The organism is Neobacillus sedimentimangrovi (assembly GCF_010614825.1).
Classification (GTDB): Bacteria; Bacillota; Bacilli; order Bacillales; family Cytobacillaceae; genus Neobacillus; species Neobacillus thermocopriae.
Genome location: NZ_JAAFZF010000050.1, coordinates 1 through 19,667, shown reverse-complemented (window position 1 = coordinate 19,667; position 19,667 = coordinate 1). Strand labels below are relative to the sequence as shown.

Below are 19,667 nucleotides of genomic sequence, written 5' to 3'. Positions count from 1 at the left end.
TTCCATCAACATTAGATATCCTCTCCACGTGAACGAATCCTTCTATTTGTGCCATCTTCTGCTCCACCCTCTTGAAGTCCCCCGTGGGATTCACCACTTCCTCCTTCAAGTAAGTCCTATCGGATTGTCTGCTTCCACACAGAAGATGAACGCCTAGCGACTCGTTCTCCTTAATTGTTCAGTCCTTCCTCTTCCATCTCGAGCTTGAAAGAGTACTATGACTTCTGCTGACTTCTGACTGCTCAGCTATCTATCACTAGATAGGTTACCAAGGTTACTTGGCGTGCCAGCCAGACCTCCCCGGGTAAGAGTGTAATCTTTCCATCTGCTTCATTTACTCTGTATCACCTTCGGCAGAAAGGGCTTTGTTTTGTCAGGCAAACTCACCCAGTGATACCTAGCCTCATATGAAGTTCGTGTTCCTCAGACCGGAAGTTTGCCGCTCGCTTCCTTCAGATTCCGCGTCACCACGGACACCCTTGCATTAAGCTAACTGCTACTTCTGCCTTCGCAGCTCGGGACTTTCACCCTATAGATTACACCCATGCCGGGCGCACATGAATAAAAAGTCCTTTCCCATCTTGAGGAAAGGACTTTTTATTGTTATTTTTTTGCACTTCGATCTACAAAATCAAATACGAGTTTTCATTCACCATTATTTTACAATATGAATTGGTGTACCTAATGCTACTTCTGCTGCTTCCATAGCAATTTCTCCAAGTGTTGGATGAGCATGAATGGTCATTGCCAAATCCTCAGCAGTCATTCCTGCTTCGATTGCAAGGCCAAGTTCTGCGATCATATCAGACGCACTTGCTCCGGCAATTTGTGCACCGATTACAAGACCATCTTCTTTACGAGTAATAAGTTTTAGGAAACCATCGCTTGATGCCAATGATAATGCACGGCCATTGGCTGCAAATGGGAATTTAGCAACAACAATCTCGATGCCTTCTTCTTTTGCTTGAGCTTCTGTATAACCTACAGATGCTAATTCAGGATCAGAGAAAACAACAGCAGGTATTGCCAAATAATCAATTTCAGATGGGTGTCCAGCAATTGCCTCAGCAGCAATTTTTGCTTCATAGGATGCTTTATGTGCTAATTGAGGTCCTGCTACAACATCACCGATTGCATAAATATTACTAATATTTGTTCGGCATTGTTTATCAATTTCAATTAAGCCGCGGTCAGTCATTTTAATGCCAACTTGTTCTAGACCCATTTCATCCGTATTCGGACGACGTCCAACCATTACAAACACATAATCAGCTTCAATTTTCTTCTCTTCACCTTTTGTTTCAAAGGTTACGACTACTCCGTTTTCTGTTTCTTCTACACCTTTAGCTAGTGCTTTTGTATAGAATTCTACACCTTTTTTCTTCATATTCTTTTTAACTACGGAAGCCATTTGCTTATCAAAAACGCCCATTCCTAAAATTTCTTCGGCGCCTTCTAAAATAGTCACTTGGCTGCCAAAATTAGCATAAGCACCGCCAAGTTCAATCCCAATGACACCGCCACCAATGACAACAATTTTATTCGGAATTTCTTGCAAGTTAAGGGCTCCAGTAGAGTTAAGAACACGTTTTGAATACTTAAAGGCAGGAAGTTCAATAGGTCTTGAACCTGTAGCAATAATAGCATTTTTAAAAGTATAAGTTTGGGCAGAATCCTCGTTGATTACACGAAGTGTATTGGCATCAACAAAGTAAGCCTCACCTTTTACAATATTTACTTTATTTCCTTTTAAAAGACTTTCTACCCCGCCAGTTAATTTCTTAACAATTCCTGCTTTAAATTCTTGAACCTTTGAAAAGTCAACTTTAACATTTTCAGCAGTAATACCAAAATCTGCTGAATGAAGTGCTGTTTCATAACGATGGCTAGCAGCAATTAACGCTTTTGAAGGAATACAACCGACATTTAAACATACGCCGCCTACATTTTCCTTTTCAATAATTGTAACTTTTTGACCTAACTGAGCTGCACGAATTGCTGCTACATACCCGCCTGGTCCAGCGCCAATTACTATAGTATCTGTTTCAATTGGAAAATCTCCTACTACCATTTCTTACGCCTCCATTAGCAATAGTTCTGGATCGTTTAATAATCGCTTAATGTGATTTAATGCATTTTGAGCAGTAGCCCCATCAATCATACGGTGATCGAAGCTTAATGATAATGCCAAGACTGGTGCAGCAACAATTTCACCATCTCTAACGATTGGTTTCTCAGCAATGCGACCAACACCTAGAATGGCAACTTCAGGATGATTAATTACTGGAGTAAACCACTGACCACCAGCTGAACCGATATTAGAGATTGTACATGAAGCACCTTTCATCTCATGTGGAGCAAGTTTACCTTCACGTGCTTTAACTGCAAGTTCATTAATTTCATTGGAAATAGCAAAGACAGACTTGCGATCAGCATCTTTAACAACTGGCACAAGTAATCCTTTTTCTGTATCTGCAGCAATCCCAATATTATAGTAGTGTTTATGAATAATTTCATTGGTTGCATCATCAAGAGATGTGTTCAATATTGGGAACTCTTTTAATGTGCTTGTTAAAGCTTTTACAATGTATGGAAGGAAAGTTAGCTTGATACCTTTTGCAGCTGCAACTTCCTTGAATTTCTTACGATGTGCTACTAACTTAGTGACATCTACTTCATCCATTAATGTTACATGTGGAGCTGTATGTTTAGAATTAACCATTGCTTTTGCAATTGCTTTTCTAATACCGCTCATCTTTTCACGTGTTTCAGGATATTCTCCTTGTGGAATAGCTGCTGCTTTTGGAGCTTCTGCAACTGCTTCTTCCGTTGCTGGTACAGCTTGAGTTGCTGGCTGTTCAGCCACTGCTGCTTGTCCTCCATTTAGGAATGCATCAATATCGCTTTTTAGAATGCGGCCATTATTTCCTGTACCAGTAACTAATTTAATATCCACACCTTTTTCACGTGCATATTTCCGTACAGAAGGCATAGCAATAATTCTACGATTTGGATCAACCTCTTGATTTCCTTGAGTCTGAGGTGTTGTTTCTGCCTTTGCCTCAGGTGTTGGTTCTGGTGCTTGTTCTTGCTGTTCTGGCTCTGCGTCACCATGGTCCCCTTTGAATTGTAAGTTTTCATATCCTGGGGCATCAAAGGTTACGAGAACTTGTCCTACCGTCGCAACAGTTCCTTCCTCAACTAATACTTCTAATACAGTCCCTTCTACCGGTGAAGGGATTTCAACTACAGCTTTATCATTCTGAATTTCACATAGGACATCGTCTTCTTGGACTTTATCTCCTGGTTTAATAAACCATTTGACTATTTCTCCTTCATGAATTCCTTCTCCGATGTCAGGCATTTTAAATTGAAATGACACTGGGATTCATCCTCCTATTTTTTGCGTTAATTTTGCTGGGAATACATAAGGGAAGCGGGAAACAAAACGATTTATTTCCCACTTTATATTAGAAAGTAAGTACTTTTTTAGCTGTTTCAATGACATCTTTATAATTTGGAAGCCATACAGATTCCGCTTGAGAGAATGGATATACTGTATCAGGAGCTGCAACACGCAATACTGGTGCCTCCAAGCTTAAAATTGCACGGTCATTGATTTCAGCGACAACATTTGCTGCAATTCCTGCTTGTTTTTGAGCTTCTTGAACAACAATTGCACGACCTGTTTTTTCTACAGATGCAATAATTGTTTCAATATCAAGTGGCATAATAGTGCGTAAATCTACCACTTCAACAGAATATCCTTCCTTCGCTAATTCATCTGCCGCTTTTAAGGATTCATGAACCATTGCACCATAAGTGATAATGGACAAATCCTTACCTTCCCGTTTAATATCTGCTTTACCGATCGGAATAGTATATTCTTCTTCAGGTACTTCTTGACGGAATGCACGATATAATTTCAAATGCTCAAGGAAAATAACAGGGTCATTATCGCGAATCGCTGATATTAATAATCCTTTTGCATCATATGGAGTTGATGGTACTACAACTTTTAAGCCTGGTGTTTGTGCCATTAGGCCTTCTAAACTGTCTGAGTGTAGTTCTGGCGTATGAACTCCACCTCCAAATGGAGAGCGTACTGTAATTGGCATATGATAGCGTCCGCCTGAACGGTAACGCATCCGCGACATTTGTCCTGCAATAGAGTCCATTACCTCAAAAACGAACCCAAAAAATTGAATCTCAGGGATTGGACGGAATCCAGTTAATGCAAGACCAATTGATAATCCTCCAATTCCAGATTCTGCAAGAGGAGTGTCGAAAACACGATCTTCACCGAATTCCTTTTGTAGACCTTCTGTTGCTCGGAATACCCCTCCGTTTACTCCAACGTCTTCCCCAAAGATTAATGTTTTTGGATCGTTGCGTAGCTCCGTGCGGAGTGCATCAGTAATTGCTTGAATCATTGTCATTTGAGCCATGACTTACTTCGACTCCTTTGCTTTGTAAATTTCATATTGTTCTTTTAAATAATGAGGCATTTCTTCAAACATAATGGACATTAAATCAGTCACTTTTTGTTTTGGAGTTTCATCCGCCTTTTTAATAGCCTCTTTAATATCTTCTTTTGCTTGTTCAATCACTTCATTTTCTAGTTCTTCGCTCCATAAGCCTTTCTTCTCAAGGAACTTGCGGAAACGAACAAGCGGATCTTTCTTTTCCCACTCATTATCAAGGTCAGCTGAACGATAACGTGTAGGATCATCACCGGCCATTGTATGTGGTCCATAACGGTAAGTTAAAGTCTCAATTAAGGTTGGACCTTCCCCATTAATCGCGCGCTCACGAGCATCACGAACCGCAACATAAACAGCGAGTGGGTCCATACCATCAACTTGAATACCTGGAATACCAGCTGCCATGGCTTTTTGAGCAATCGTTTTTGCTGCAGATTGTTTCTCAACTGGTGTAGAAATAGCAAAACGGTTATTTTGAACAATGAAAATTGCTGGAGCCTTAAATGCACCTGCAAAGTTTATTCCTTCATAGAAATCCCCTTGAGAAGCACCGCCGTCACCAGTATAAGTAATAGCAACAGCTTTTGTTCCATTCTTTTTCAAACCAAGGGCAACACCAGCAGCTTGTACATATTGGGCACCAATAATAATTTGAGGTGATAATACATTTACTCCCTCAGGAATTTGGTTTCCATGGTAATGCCCACGTGAGAATAAAAATGCTTGATAAAGTGGAAGCCCATGCCAAATCAATTGTGGAACATCACGGTATCCTGGAAGAATAAAGTCTTCTTTTTCAAGGGCAAACTGAGATGCTAATTGGGATGCCTCTTGACCAGCTGTTGGAGCATAGAACCCTAGTCTTCCTTGACGATTTAAAGAGATAGATCTTTGATCGAGAATACGAGTATATACCATGCGGCGCATTAATTCTTGAAGCTGTTCATCTGTTAAATTCGGCATTGCAGCTTCATTTACGACTTCGCCTTCTTCATTTAATATTTGGAATGTTTGAAATTGTTCCTCCGCTGCTTGGAGCGACTTTTTTACATCCAGCGGGGCTTTTTGAGTTTTCGAAGCCATCTTGGACATCTTCCTTTCTATACAAATAAAATAATTTCCACTAAATTAGGTTGCCCAAAAATCGATAATAAGCATACCTATTCTCATTTTATAACTGTATTAATATTTTTCGCCAAAAACATTAATACAATAACCGCATACCTTATTGAGTTTACCTTATTCATTAAAACCCGTCAAATACTAAGTTTATTAATTTTTCATCATAGTTATTATTATTAAGTTTTTAACTAATTTGTTAAACTGTATTAATAAATAAAAACACCTGTTATATAAAATTCATTTTTTTTATTGATTGTTATAATATAGAAATAGCTAATAATGTTTGATAGACTATTGTAAACTTTAGCTTTTATGGTTATAAGGGAGTGTACGTTATGTTGACAATGGATGATATTATTCGGGATGGGCATCCAACACTGAGAAAAGTGGCATCGGAAGTTCCTATGCCTCCTACAGAGGAAGATAAACAAATACTTTCCAGTCTATTAGAATATGTAATCAACAGTCAGAATAGTGAGATTGCCTCTAAATATGGTTTACGTCCTGGAATTGGTTTAGCGGCACCACAAATAAATGTATCAAAAAGAATGATCGCCGTTCATTTAACAGACGAAAAAGGCCAGCTTATTAGCTATGCGCTATTTAATCCTAAAATAATTAGTCATTCAGTAGAGTTAGCCTATTTAACCTCAGGTGAAGGCTGTTTGTCAGTAGATGAACCAATTCCCGGCTATGTTCCGAGATACGCAAGGATAACTGTAAAAGGATATAATTTGGAGGGACAAGAAGTAAAAATTAGATTGAAGGGGCTTGCTGCTATTTGTTTTCAGCACGAAATTGACCATTTAAATGGAATCATGTTTTATGATCATATTGATAAAAATGACCCGTTCAAGCCAATTGAAGGTGCTGTGCCAATAGAAAGATAATAAGGTCGGTCCCATTGTACAGGGTCGGCTTTTTTATGGCAATTTGATTCCATCATTAACCATGAAAAATTCAGCTTTTATACCATATAATAATAGTAAAAAAGTTGAACTAAAAAATTTTATTTATCTCCCAATACTGGCTTTACTTTGGACAAGGATTGTTTAAAATAAGAAGTAAGGAGATGATCCACTATGTTAAAGAAGCTACGAAAAAAGCTCTTAAATCAGTGGAAAGATTTACTTAGAAAAAAATCAATTGCCTAAACTAATAATTTTGAGCCCTTCATACTTGCGAAGGGCTCCTTCATTATTGTAAATTGTTGAAACAAACATCAATTTAATCTAGAAAATAAATGAAAAAATGGTCTATGTTATATATAATAGAAAAAGTTATGTAAAAATTAAGGAGCGAATAGTAATGATATTTAAAGTGTTTTACCAAGAAAACGTTCATGAAGTTCCAGTAAGAGAAAAGACAAAAACTCTTTATATTCAGGCGGAATCAGTAAGGGAAGTATATTCTAAACTCGCCGACAAAAAAATCAATATTGAATATATACAAGAAATAAAAGGTGCCCATTTAGAATATGAACAACAAAATAAAAACTATAAAGTATTGGAGATATGATAATATATGAAATTTGTTAAGAATGATCAAACCGCTGTTTTTGCCTTGGGAGGCTTGGGCGAAATCGGCAAGAATACTTACGGGGTACAATTTCAAGATGAGATTATTTTAATTGATGCCGGAATAAAGTTCCCCGAAGATGAATTATTAGGTATTGATTATGTTATACCTGACTATAGCTATTTAGTTAAAAACGCGGAAAAAATTAAAGGTTTATTTGTTACACATGGGCACGAAGACCATATTGGGGGCATTCCCTATTTATTACGTGAAGTCAATATTCCCATTTATGGTGGAAAACTTGCTCTTGGGTTAATTAAAAACAAATTGGAAGAACACGGTCTCCTTAGAAATGCAAAATTAATTGAAATAAAAGAAGATGATGTCATCAAATTCCGGAAGACATCGGTAACATTTTTTAGAACTACTCATAGCATTCCAGATTCATATGGGATCGTGGTAAAGACACCACCTGGGCAAATCGTACATACCGGTGATTTCAAATTTGATTTTACTCCTGTTGGTGAACCGGCGAACTTAACAAAAATGGCAGAGATAGGAAAAGAAGGCGTTTTATGCTTATTATCTGATAGTACAAACAGTGAAATACCTGAGTTCACCATGTCAGAACGACGTGTAGGGGAAAGCATCCATGATATTTTCCGTAAAGTTAGTGGAAGGATTATTTTTGCCACTTTCGCTTCCAATATTCACCGGCTCCAGCAGGTAACAGAGGCAGCTATAATGAATGGCCGGAAAATTGCTGTCTTTGGCCGAAGTATGGAAGCAGCAATCAATATTGGACTTGATTTAGGTTATATTAAGGCACCAAAAGATACCTTTGTTGATGCAGGACAAATCAATCGACTTCCTGCTCATAAGGTGACTATCCTTTGTACAGGAAGCCAAGGTGAGCCTATGGCCGCATTGTCTCGTATTGCTAATGGCACGCATAGACAAATTCAAATCATCCCTGGAGACACGGTTGTATTTTCTTCCTCACCTATTCCAGGTAATACAATTAGTGTCAGCCGAACGATTAACATGTTGTTCAAGGCAGGTGCTGAGGTCATCCACGGTAAATTAAGTGATATTCATACCTCCGGGCATGGCGGACAAGAAGAACAAAAACTAATGCTACGGTTAATGAAACCAAAGTTCTTTATGCCAATTCACGGGGAATATCGTATGCAAAAAATGCATGCCAAATTGGCTGTTGACTGTGGTGTAGAAGAAGAAAATTGCTTTATCATGGATAATGGTGAAGTTTTAGCCCTCTCTGAGAACTCTGCACAAGTTGCAGGAAAAATCCCTTCTGGTTCAGTGTATATTGATGGAAGCGGCGTAGGAGATATTGGTAATATTGTTCTGAGAGATCGAAGAATCCTTTCTGAAGAAGGATTAGTAGTTGTTGTTGTAAGTATTAATATGAAGGAATTTAAAATTGCATCCGGTCCAGACATTATTTCAAGAGGATTTGTTTATATGCGTGAATCTGGCGACTTAATCAATGATGCTCAAAACTTAATTAGTAAGCATCTTAATAAAATAATGGAACGGAAAACCAGTCAATGGTCAGAGATCAAAAACGAAATTACGGATACACTCGCACCTTTCCTCTACGAAAAAACAAAACGTAGACCTATGATTTTACCAATAATAATGGAAGTATAATATGAAAAAGAGAAGCGAAAGCTTCTCTTTTCTCATATTTACACCATTACTTTCTTCTCAAAACGATCAATATCGTAATCGTTTCCGATTACAATTAAAACATCATTCTCACGTATTACCTCTGTTGCTTGTGGAGAAACTATGATATCTTCTCCTCTTTTAATGGCCACAATGTTTAAGCCATATTTCTTACGAATATCTAAATCAATGATCGAATGGCCGCTAAGCTTGCCATTTGCAACAATTTCAACAATGCTATGTTCATCAGAAAGCTCAAGATAATCAACAACATTACTTGATGTCATGTTATGAGCTATTCTTTTTCCCATATCTCTTTCCGGATGTACAACATGGTCGGCGCCAATTTTCGTTAACACTTTTTCATGATAATCGTTCTGAGCCTTTGCTGTTATACAAGCTACTCCCAATTCCTTTAAAATTAATGTAGTTAAAATACTCGATTGAATATCATCTCCAATCGCAACAATCACATGATCAAAATTTCGGATTCCCAAACTTTTTAACACCTTTTCATCCGTTGAATCTCCAACCGCTGCATGAGAAGCAATCATGGCAAATTCATTTACTCTTTCTTCGTTTTTATCAATGGCCAGCACTTCCATACCTTCAGCGGTCAATGTACGGCATATACTTCCTCCAAATCGGCCTAGTCCTATTACTGCGAAACTTTTTTTCAAGAAAACTCCCCCTAAACGCACATGATCATAGACCACTAACAGTATAACAGCCCATTTATAAAAAAACAGGCGAAGATATAATTAATGTGAATTAACTACGATTCCCTTTAAATGAAAGGTATTTTATTAGCATATTTACTGCTACTTCTATGCCTCCTTCATCTGGGTTTAATTTGGCATGATGTAATCCATAAGGAGAATGTACTCCTAGCCAGAACATAAACCCAGGAATCTCTTTTAGCATATAGCCAAAATCTTCTCCTGTCATTGCCTCCTTGCATTCGATAACTTGCACATCAGCTAATCTTCGACTGAAATCCATAAACTCCTTCGTCAATTCTTCATTATTGTAAACTTGATGATACATAGAACCATAATCAATGGTTGCTTCACATTCAAAACCTATTTCGATTCCTTTAACCAATGCTTCAATTCGGTGCTTCACTTTTTGCATCGATTCTTCGGATAAAGTTCGTATAGTCCCTTCAAGCCTTGCATTTTCAGCAATTATGTTTTGTACTGTTCCCCCGGTAATTTTCCCGACGGTAATCACAGCACTATCTAACGGATCTATATTTCTAGCAATGATAGTTTGCAGCTGATTAACCAATGTGCAGGCAGCAATAACCATATCGTTTGTTTGATGAGGATAAGCAGCATGTCCTCCTTTTCCCTTTAAATCAATAAATAGTTCAGACGTATTGGCAAATAACAGTCCTTCCTTGATAGCGATTGTACCTACGGGATATTCCGGAGCAATATGAAGTGCAATAATCATGTCAGGCATCCATTCGCGCATTTCCTCTGATTTTAGCATTGGATCCGCACCGCCAGGTCCCTCTTCCGCAGGTTGAAAAACGAATAATAAATCGTCATCAATAGGATTTTGTGAAAAATAAGTAAGTACTCCAAGGGCAATACTCATATGAAGATCGTGGCCACAAGCATGCATTCGCTCTTGATGGACGGAAGTGAACGGAAGTCCTGTTTCCTCTGTAATAGGCAAACCATCCATATCTGTTCTATAACCAATGATTTTACTTGGATTCATTCCATGTACCTTAACGAATATACCCGTTTTCCATGTTTTAATGGAAAGTCTTTCTTGAGGCAAGGAGCGGATATAATTCAATAAGTAAGCCTGTGTTTTAAACTCTTGAAACCCAAGTTCTGGGATTTGATGAAGATCGCGGCGTATTTTAATTAAATAATCCATTTTTTTCTCCCTTCAAAAAGAAGCGTGGAGTGGCTCCACGCTTTCAATATAAATTATAATTGACGTAATTCTTGCATGATTTCTGTCTTAGATTTAGTTTTTTCATCAATATCTTTAATTTTTCTCGCTGGTGTTCCTGCAACAACTGTATACGGTGCAACATCTTGAGTAACAACTGCTCCTGCAGCAACTACGGCCCCTTTTCCTACAGTTACTCCCTCTAATACAACAGCATTCGCACCAATCATCACATCATCTTCAATAACAACCGGCTTTGCAGAAGGAGGCTCGATTACCCCTGCCAAAACAGCTCCTGCACCAATATGGCAATTTTTACCTACAGTTGCTCTTCCACCGAGAACAGCACCCATATCAATCATTGTTTTTTCGCCAATCACTGCTCCAATATTGATAACCGCTCCCATCATAATGACAGCATTATCACCAATTTCAACTTGATCGCGAATAATCGCACCAGGTTCAATTCGAGCATTAATATGCTTCATATCTACTAATGGAATCGCTGAATTTCTACGGTCATTTTCAACAACATAATCTTCAATTTTTGATTTATTTTCTTCTAAAATAGGATTAATTTCAGACCATTCACCAAACAATATGCCTGTGTTGCCATTAATAAAGGCTTTTGTATTGGTTCCAAAATTAATACCATCTAAATCTCCTTTTAAATAAACCTTAACCGGAGTAGATTTTTTACTGTTTTGGATATAAGAAATAATTTCATATGCATCCATTTTTATAGCCCCCTATTCATAACTAAAAAATACTTTAACAAACAAAAAGAATGAAAACAAGTAAAATTACTATATTTAAGTTAAGATTCAGAAATATATTCCTTAATTACTTCGACCAATGCTTGTACTTGTTTTAATTGAAAGGCAGATTCATATCCAAGAAGCCAGGTATCCCTCTTTAAGGGCTCTCCATTTTCATTAACAAGGGGAATTTTATAAATTTCTCTTTCCGCTTTTGTTAAAGTTATACCAGGCAAAATGGCATAACCAATGCCGTTAAAGGCCATTTGCTTACATGTTTCTATTTGATCCACTACAATCGTCCGCCTTGGAGAGGTATTAAAATTTCGCATCCACCAGTCCTGTATTTCCTGGTAATAATTTGAGTCACTTTTGAATTGAATAAAAGGTCGGTCCGTTTCAAGCAATTGCTCTGGTTTTGTATCCTCCCTGTCAACTAGAAAAAGAGGATCAGCAAATAAGTGTACTTTAACCCCTTTCCAATCAGGAGTGCCCCGAATAATTCCAATATGTACCTGATCATCATACAAACTATTTAATATCTCACTACTCCATCCAGTAACTAGTGAAATCTTGACTTGTGGATATTTATTCACGAACTTTTTTAATACTTGAGGAAGCCAATTTTGCCCGACAATTGAAGCTACTGCAATTTTTAATGTTCCTGACACACCATCCTGGAGGGAATAAAGAGTTTCCCTAACTTTTTCCTGCTTTTTTAATACTTCATTTACGAAAGCAATCACATGCTCCCCCGCTGGCGTTAGTGACAAGCCCTTTTGTGAACGAATAAATAATTTTGCTCCCCATTCCTTTTCAATTGTTTGAAGGCGCTGTGAAAGTGCAGGTTGAGAGACGAACAGACGCTCAGAAGCTTTACGCATATTCATCTCCTGTGCGAGTACGGATAGCAATTGAAATTCAGAGATTGATGACAAACTCTCCCCTCCTAACTACTAGTTTGAGCAGTAGCATTTTTCTTTTTTGGAATAAAACATATGAATAGCAAACTAACGATTGCAAACGTCAATACAACATAATAAACAGTGTGCAACGAGATTGTTAATCCATCCTGCAAAATATTTCGAGTTGCTTCTGTTAATGCTGTCCGTTCCTCTTCTTTTAATAGAATATTTGCATCATCTGCTGTTAATGATGTAGCCTTTTCAGCGAAATAATGGTTTAAACGATTGTTAATAATCCCACCTAATAATGCGGCACCAATTGTATTGCCTAGATTTCGCATAAACATATTCGCAGCTGTTGCAATCCCTCTTTGTTCCCAGCCGACTGTACTTTGAATGGAGACAATAAAAGCCGTTGAAGTTAGTCCCATTCCTATACCAGTCAAAAATGATCCGGTTGCAGCCCATAAAGGCCCTGAGGAAGCATTCATCGTCACAAAGGCAAGACTACCAATTATTAAAAATCCGCCTCCTATCAATAAAGTTTTACGATTCCCAATGGTAATAAGCATCCGTCCGGAAAGGGTTGAGGCAATGGGCCAGCCAATGGACATCATTGTTAATGTAAAACCAGCTACAATTGGTGTTTGTTCCATTACCCCTTGAACAAATGTTGGTAAGAAACTAGAGATTCCAATCAGCATAATTCCTGTTGTTAACGAAGTGATATTAGCTATAAATATTGACCTTTTTTGCCAAATAGAGAAAGGCATTACCGGCTCACTTGCCCTACCTTCTTGTATGACAAAGGCGATAAATGTTATGAGTGCTAAAACTAATAAAGAAATAATTTGCCATGAACCCCAAGGCCAATTGCTGCCACCCTCAACTAAAACAAACATAATGGAAGAAACGGTAATCGTTAATAAAATCGCTCCTACATAATCGATTTGATGTTTCTTTTTGTTAATATTTTCATGCAAAAACAACCAAATCCCTGCCAGTGATAATATTCCTAGTGGAATGTTGATCCAAAAAACATATTTCCAGGATATGTACTGAACTAATAATCCTCCAACTGCAGGTCCAGTAATGGCAGAAATTCCCCAAACACTGGAAAGATAGCCCTGAATTTTTGCTCTTTCTTCAGCCGTATAAATATCTCCTACAATGGTAGTGGCTATTGGCATAACGGCTCCTGCACCAAACCCTTGGATAAGTCGAAAAATGACTAGCATTTTCATCGATGTAGCCAAACCACAAAGAAGCGAACCAATTAAAAATATTAAAATCCCAATAGTAAGTATGGGTTTACGACCAAATAAATCAGAAAGTTTACCGTAAATTAACACAGTTACTGAATTCATCAACAAATAGGCAGAAAAAACCCAACTATAAAGAGTAAATCCTCCCAAATCCGCTACAATTGCTGGCATCGCTGTAGAAACAATGGTAGCCTCAACAGCCCCCATAAACATAGCTAACATCACAGAGGCTAAAACAAGAGTTTTTTTTGTTTGCTTTATTGGTAAGTTCATTGTGGAAAAATGTTTTTTTCTTTCACCCAATATGAACACCTCTTTTCGTAAAAAATACAACCCCCGATTGGGGGTATTAAAATATCATTATTTTACTTTCAATCGTTTAATTCTTGTGTTTATTTGATTTAATACTGTACTACGCGGCAAGATTCCTGCAAAAAATCCATCTTCCGTTTCTACACAAAGAAATGGATGATTAACTAATAAATCTAAACAGTTTGGAAATGGATCAGACTGTTTTACCCGTGGAATTGACTTTTTCATTACTTCTTCCACACGCTTTTTTTCAAGTTGTTCAAATTCTATACGTTCAAGGCCAAGAATAGAGTCCATGATAATAGGTGTACTGATCAATCCATGCAACTTATAGGAAGGGTCTAATACAGGTATTGCCGTATAACCACTCTTTGTTAATACTAACAGTGCATGTTCGAGATTATTACCAATTTGAACATGGGCAACTCGTTCTGAAGGTATCAATAATTCTTTTATTGTTAATTTCAGAATTTCTCCGCTAGGAAAATTCATCATCACCGAAAACTCCTCATGTACGTATTTATCATAATTATTCTAACACAGTTTTCCGTTATCTGTATAATTATATAAAGACTGAGGATATAGGACATTGTAAATATATTGTAATTAATTATTGGAGAAGAAGGGTCGGAGATAACGGTGGGAATATTGGGCATTTACACTCCCTCAAGCACTAAAGGGTTAAAAAACTCCTAGAAAAGAAATACATCGAGGTCGTAATTTAACAGCAAAAATTAACACTAGCTATATAAAAATAGGAACCATGATGGCTCCTATTGTATTAAATCGAAAATTTCAATGGTGATCATATCAATATTATCGAATTGATATCGTTTTGGCTTTTCCTTTTCATAATAAACTTCCAATTCGAAGGTTTCGGTTTTAGGATGAAAAGTTACTTGACACTTTCTTTCTCCATTTACTTCGAAATAACGCTGAGACGGTTCACCACTTGCAGACTGCTCCTGTAGGTTTTTTAACCTTGTTAATATACCTTGAAGCTGTGACATTCGCTCCTACTCCTTTCAAACACTAACAAACTTCTATGTTTTAGGTTTCACATTTGACATGTTTCTATCCTTATGGATTAATTTCACAATATGATATATAACTGTTGTACATGCCAATATTACAAGGATAAATTAATGAAGTCTTTTTGTCCAAGCAAAAATAAAAATTAGGCCATATTTTTTTTCAAATTTACATAAAAAAAAGGACTCCTACATGAGGAGACCTGTTAATAAAAGGAAACAGCGACAAAAAGAATGATAAAGAGGACTAATGCAAAAAAGATTCCATAAGAAAGGAAAATAGGATTTCTTGTGTAAACATTTTTTTGAATCGAATTTGCTATTTGTGTATCCATTTCCCCCTCTACCACCTTTTGTTGTCTACCCGCAACAAGTGTATAAATAAGGGAAATCAGCAAAATACCAACAATTAATATAGCCAAGGTTAACTCAAAAAGATTCATGAGCTTCTTACTCCTTTTTCATTGGATATATCTTTACAGTTCCACCCAATGAATCATTCTATTCAGGAGCATTCTTACAGTAAGGATTCATGTTCGAAGAGATATTGATATGAAATATCAATAAATAAATATTCATTACCGTTCATTGGAAACGAAAAAGTTCTTATCGTTTCACCGGTTTCAATATCACAATATAAATCGGATAATATTCCCTTTCGGTCATTTCGCATCTTTATAATGTTTTCTAAAAAATATGGCCTCCAGCTCCAATTTTTGTGAATATACTCATTTTGAATGTGCCAACCATCAGATTCCTTAAATAAGTTTGCAGATTTTTGAAAGCCATCATCATCACAAATATACATCCGAAAGGCAATGTGATCTAGTTCTTTCCCTAATGCAAAAAGTAGTTCCTCATAGCTTGATTTTTTGTTTTTAGTGACAATATCTTGCACTTTTGCATGAAAAAATTCAGCAGTAGTATAAACGGCTTCCAGTTTTCTTTTTTCATACAAAATAAAATCATGGAATTTTTCCTTCAGCCGGTCCTTTAGCAAATCTCCCTCAATGAAATCAGCAACAGGGGGATGTAAATAATACCCTTGATAATAGCGCCCTCCATTTTTCCATGCAAATTGCATTTGATAACTCATTTCTATATTTTCAAATAATAATGTTGCACCGATCTTTCTAGCCAAAAGTGAAATTGCATAAAGAACATCATTAAAGCTTGTGCCGGTTGAAGTTGATTTTAAAGCTTCTAAATTAATTTTTAATATATCGGGTTCAATTTGACCTATTCGTTCAAAAAAATGACTTTCACTTTCTAGTCTTGCAATCGCCACTTTAATACCATATGTCCGATAATATTGTAACAAGTTATCGAATTGAGCCAAATCACCTTTAAAATTATGATCTGAAACTTCCAATACAATACGATTCAATGAAAGGCCTTTTTTTTCAAATTCCAACACTTCCTGCAGAAAGGGTTCACCATGTCCATACATTAACAAATCAGCATTTCTATTCAAAAAAATAGAAACTTCTTCATCGAGTTCAAGTATTTTTTCCAAGGCTTTTTTTACTAAAAGCAAGTCCACTTCATATTTATATTCTTCTGGGATTTGATCATCTTGAAAAAAAGGTCCTAAACTTATAATCGAATCACCAGATTCATATCTGCCTAAAACTTCATAACCAATCACTCTCTGTGTATCGGCACTAAAAATCGGCTGATAGTACGGAACAACATTGCCAAGATTTGAGAGGATATCCAAGGCATCCATCCAGGTACCTCCAATTAACATTTTTATTATTATACCATACGCTAACCTCTAGCTGCTTGTTCAAGCATATGTATAACGGTTCCATTAAAAGTTTATAAGCAGTTTCACTTGCAATCATTGGGGAATTTCATGAAAATATAAGAAAGGATTGAACACCCGCTTATTGGTTTACAAGTAGGAACGCTTGGACTGAGGTAAGGGATCACAGAAAGCGCAAAAATGCCGTATCATCAAATTAACTGTAGGTTGGTAAATAGCATGCCGAAAAAACAAACAAGGAGAATGTTTTTAAAACGGATATTTAGTTCATTATTAACTTTGCTTGGCTTAGGTTCAGGCGGGTATATCTACGCAAATCGAATTGAACCCTTCTTACTTGAAATTGTGCACATGGATATGAAACACCCTCTAATTCCTCAAAGCTTTGCTGGTAAAAAAATTGTTCAATTTAGTGACACCCATCTTGGATTTCATTATAGTCTTCAGCAGTTTAAAAAATTGGCCAAAACTATTAACAACTTAGGCCCAGATATCATATTTTTTACCGGTGATTTAATGGACGAGCCCAATAAATATTCTGAAATTAACCAACTTGTACCTATTTTACAAAGCTTGCATGCCCCACTTGGAAAATTTTGTATTTACGGCAATCATGATCATGGGGGATACGGATCAGAAATCTATCGTAATGTGATGGAAACAGCAGGCTTTCAATTGCTCTTAAATCATTCAACATCAATATCATTGAACAATTTTAGCAGAATAAATATCATCGGTATCGATGATCGAATGTTAGGAAAACCAGACATACCATTAGCATTAAAAACAGTTACACCCGATCAATTTAATATATTATTGTCACATGCTCCAGACGTTGCAAGTGATGTGTCTCAGTATCCCGTTCATTGGCAACTTAGTGGCCATAGTCATGGTGGGCAAGTTAAAATCCCATTTATTGGTCCACTTGTCATTCCCCCTTTTGCAAAAGTTTACTATGAGGGATTCTATCGAGTTGGAGATGATGAATCATTGTCACTATATGTGAATAGAGGAATTGGAACAACTCGACTCCCGTTTCGTTTTTTATCCAAACCCGAAATCACAGTATTTACATTAAAACCAGAGGGAAATTAAGAAAAGCGAAAGCGCCCTGCCCAGCGGCGTATGGCTTCCTCCCAATAGCCATCGCTTTCAGTCGTGCGATGCTTATACTATCGGCCTTCCTTGTGGTGCTCTCCAACTGAGATATAGGAAATACAAAGAGACGAAGTCAATTCGATAATGTTGACAGATCGTACGCTAGAAATCTTCTTATAGACCATTTGCAAAGAAAAAATATTCATTTATAATCAAAAAAATCCTTATATTAGATAAGGATTTCAGATTGTAGACAAAAGGCATTCCGAATAAGCTTAATTCGAAATGCCTTTTCAAATTTTAAGCAATTTTTGGTCTATATTAACTTTAATTTGACCCCTACGGGGTCAATTATTATACCATTTTTGGACTAGTCCAAGTCCAGTTTGCCAGTTTCTTTAAATTCATTGCAGCAAAAGTAAGCATCGCCTGCATGGACAATTTTTTAAGGCCTCTTAAAGTCGTCCACCGCATACCATGCTTTTCTTTAGCATCAGCAAACACACGTTCAATAGTTTCTTTCCGTTTTGCATATATAATTCGATTCTCTGTTGTATAACGAAGGTGATCTGCTTCCTCTAAATAATCTTCCCAAACATGCCGTTGAATTAATTTTTGATGATTTTGGCTCTGTGTGCATTGAGCTAATAAAGAACAATTCTTACATTTAGTCGGATTAGAGAAATACTGACGATAACCTTCCTTAGTAGTTGTTCTATATTCTAGGACTTGTCCTTCCGGACATATGTAACAGTCAAAATGTTTATCATACACATAGTCATGTTTTCTTAAATAGCTTTTCTTTGTACGTGGGCGTGTATAGGGTAATACAGGTCGTATATTATTTTCTATTAAGTATTGAGCAATGGCGGGTGTTTTATAGCCAGCGTCAGCAGCAACTGCATCAGGCTTTCCACAGTTTTCAATGACCTTTTCAAGCAGGGGTTCAAACATCGTACTATCATGAATATTACCTGGAGTTACAATCGTTCCCAGAATAAATCCATTTCTATCAGCCGCAGCATGAAATGAATAAGCAAATTGTTTTGTGCGCTCATCCTTTACGTAGTAACCACTTTCTGGATCTGTAATACTTTCTTTTATTTCCTTGTTTTCCTCTTTTTTATATTTTTCTGGTGGAAAAGTTTTTTTTCCATGTTTCTCTCGATCACTGTTGATTTCTTCTTGAAGTCGAGCTTCATAGGCTTTTGTTTCTTTACGGACAATTTTCTTTTCGAATTTGTTTATTTGCACTTGCTTTAACATGCGTAGAATCAATAAATACATGTTCAGCACTAATCAACTTTTTATCAGAAGCTTCTATTAGAATGCGGTAGAAGATTTTTTGAAATAGATCTGTATCCTTGAAACGTCTTTCATAGTTTTTTCCGAAGGTTGAGAAGTGGGGGACTTTATCATGAAACCCAAAACCTAAGAACCAACGATAAGCAAGGTTTGTTTCAATTTCTTCAATAGTTTTGCGCATAGAGCGAATACCGAAGGTATATTGAATAAAAGCCATCTTAATTAATACAACAGGGTCAATACTTGGACGACCACGTTCAGATGAATACATATTCTCAACTAATTTATATATAAATGAAAAATCAATAGCAGCTTCTATCTTACGAACCAAGTGATTTTCAGGAACCAGCTGGTCTAAAGTAATCATTTCTAATTGATCTCGATTTACTTGTGTATTTTTAGTAAGCATTTCAATATCACCTCGATATTCTATGACATAATTATACAAAAAATGTCGACAAAATCCTTTAAAAAAGGATTTTGTCGACAGTCTGA

The 19,667-nt window shown here is 36.8% G+C and carries 17 protein-coding genes and 1 pseudogene; 4 read left to right on the top strand and 14 right to left on the bottom strand.

Translation table 11 applies throughout. The features are described from left to right. Positions 1-655 precede the first annotated feature (655 nt). The 4 genes from lpdA to pdhA form a co-directional block, all read right to left on the bottom strand. Positions 656-2,071 carry a dihydrolipoyl dehydrogenase gene (gene lpdA / locus GZA11_RS13850; protein WP_038540681.1) on the bottom strand — a complete coding sequence of 472 codons (1,416 nt, stop codon included), beginning with the start codon at positions 2,069-2,071 and terminating at the stop codon, positions 656-658. Positions 2,072-2,074: 3 nt separating this feature from the next. Further along, positions 2,075-3,382, bottom strand: coding sequence for a dihydrolipoamide acetyltransferase family protein (locus GZA11_RS13845; protein ID WP_038540679.1), 1,308 nt, complete (start codon positions 3,380-3,382; stop codon positions 2,075-2,077). A gap of 88 nt (positions 3,383-3,470) precedes the next feature. Continuing rightward, positions 3,471-4,448, bottom strand: coding sequence for an alpha-ketoacid dehydrogenase subunit beta (locus GZA11_RS13840; RefSeq protein ID WP_038540677.1), 978 nt, complete (start codon positions 4,446-4,448; stop codon positions 3,471-3,473). Positions 4,449-4,451: 3 nt separating this feature from the next. After that, on the bottom strand, positions 4,452-5,567 hold the full coding sequence (pdhA, locus tag GZA11_RS13835; RefSeq protein ID WP_038540674.1) for a pyruvate dehydrogenase (acetyl-transferring) E1 component subunit alpha: 1,116 nt from the start codon (positions 5,565-5,567) through the stop codon (positions 4,452-4,454). Positions 5,568-5,941: 374 nt separating this feature from the next. On the opposite strand from pdhA, the gene def reads away from it, so the two are divergent. The 3 genes from def (at position 5,942) to rnjA (ending at position 8,798) form a co-directional block, all read left to right on the top strand. After that, complete coding sequence (def, locus tag GZA11_RS13830) at positions 5,942-6,496, top strand: peptide deformylase (protein WP_038540671.1); 555 nt, start codon at positions 5,942-5,944, stop codon at positions 6,494-6,496. Between the two features lie 418 nt (positions 6,497-6,914). Beyond that, positions 6,915-7,124, top strand: coding sequence for a DNA-dependent RNA polymerase subunit epsilon (locus GZA11_RS13825; RefSeq protein WP_163184216.1), 210 nt, complete (start codon positions 6,915-6,917; stop codon positions 7,122-7,124). A gap of 6 nt (positions 7,125-7,130) precedes the next feature. Then, positions 7,131-8,798, top strand: a complete 1,668-nt coding sequence (rnjA, locus tag GZA11_RS13820) for a ribonuclease J1 (protein ID WP_163184215.1) — start codon at positions 7,131-7,133, stop codon at positions 8,796-8,798. Between the two features lie 38 nt (positions 8,799-8,836). On the opposite strand, the gene GZA11_RS13815 is transcribed toward rnjA, so the two are convergent. The 9 genes from GZA11_RS13815 to GZA11_RS13775 all read right to left on the bottom strand — a co-directional run bounded on the left by GZA11_RS13815 (position 8,837) and on the right by GZA11_RS13775 (position 16,730). Continuing rightward, positions 8,837-9,496: a potassium channel family protein gene (locus GZA11_RS13815; protein ID WP_038540661.1), complete on the bottom strand. Its 660-nt coding sequence runs from the start codon at positions 9,494-9,496 to the stop codon at positions 8,837-8,839. A gap of 91 nt (positions 9,497-9,587) precedes the next feature. Then, on the bottom strand, positions 9,588-10,712 hold the full coding sequence (locus GZA11_RS13810; protein ID WP_163184214.1) for an N-acetyldiaminopimelate deacetylase: 1,125 nt from the start codon (positions 10,710-10,712) through the stop codon (positions 9,588-9,590). A 53-nt stretch (positions 10,713-10,765) separates the two neighbouring features. After that, the gene (dapD, locus tag GZA11_RS13805; RefSeq protein WP_038540655.1) at positions 10,766-11,467 is read right to left on the bottom strand and encodes a 2,3,4,5-tetrahydropyridine-2,6-dicarboxylate N-acetyltransferase; all 702 of its coding nucleotides are present in this window, start codon (positions 11,465-11,467) and stop codon (positions 10,766-10,768) included. 80 nt (positions 11,468-11,547) lie between these two features. Next, a complete protein-coding gene (locus tag GZA11_RS13800; protein WP_038540651.1) occupies positions 11,548-12,426 on the bottom strand; it encodes a LysR family transcriptional regulator in 879 nt (292 codons plus the stop codon). Between the two features lie 11 nt (positions 12,427-12,437). After that, positions 12,438-13,931, bottom strand: coding sequence for an MDR family MFS transporter (locus GZA11_RS13795; protein WP_163184217.1), 1,494 nt, complete (start codon positions 13,929-13,931; stop codon positions 12,438-12,440). Between the two features lie 87 nt (positions 13,932-14,018). Continuing rightward, on the bottom strand, positions 14,019-14,465 hold the full coding sequence (gene cbpB / locus GZA11_RS13790; protein WP_038540648.1) for a cyclic-di-AMP-binding protein CbpB: 447 nt from the start codon (positions 14,463-14,465) through the stop codon (positions 14,019-14,021). Positions 14,466-14,743: 278 nt separating this feature from the next. Next, a complete protein-coding gene (locus GZA11_RS13785; protein ID WP_038540645.1) occupies positions 14,744-14,980 on the bottom strand; it encodes a YkuJ family protein in 237 nt (78 codons plus the stop codon). Between the two features lie 227 nt (positions 14,981-15,207). Beyond that, positions 15,208-15,444: a hypothetical protein gene (locus GZA11_RS13780; RefSeq protein ID WP_038540642.1), complete on the bottom strand. Its 237-nt coding sequence runs from the start codon at positions 15,442-15,444 to the stop codon at positions 15,208-15,210. 74 nt (positions 15,445-15,518) lie between these two features. Further along, positions 15,519-16,730 (bottom strand): EAL domain-containing protein, encoded by a 1,212-nt coding sequence (locus tag GZA11_RS13775; RefSeq protein WP_038540639.1) that lies wholly within the window; start codon positions 16,728-16,730, stop codon positions 15,519-15,521. A gap of 258 nt (positions 16,731-16,988) precedes the next feature. On the opposite strand from GZA11_RS13775, the gene GZA11_RS13770 reads away from it, so the two are divergent. Then, positions 16,989-17,864, top strand: a complete 876-nt coding sequence (locus GZA11_RS13770; RefSeq protein WP_163184213.1) for a metallophosphoesterase — start codon at positions 16,989-16,991, stop codon at positions 17,862-17,864. Between the two features lie 357 nt (positions 17,865-18,221). Here GZA11_RS13770 and GZA11_RS13765 read toward each other — a convergent pair. Then, positions 18,222-19,581 (bottom strand): annotated as a pseudogene (locus tag GZA11_RS13765) (IS1182 family transposase). Between the last annotated feature and the right edge of the window lie 86 nt (positions 19,582-19,667).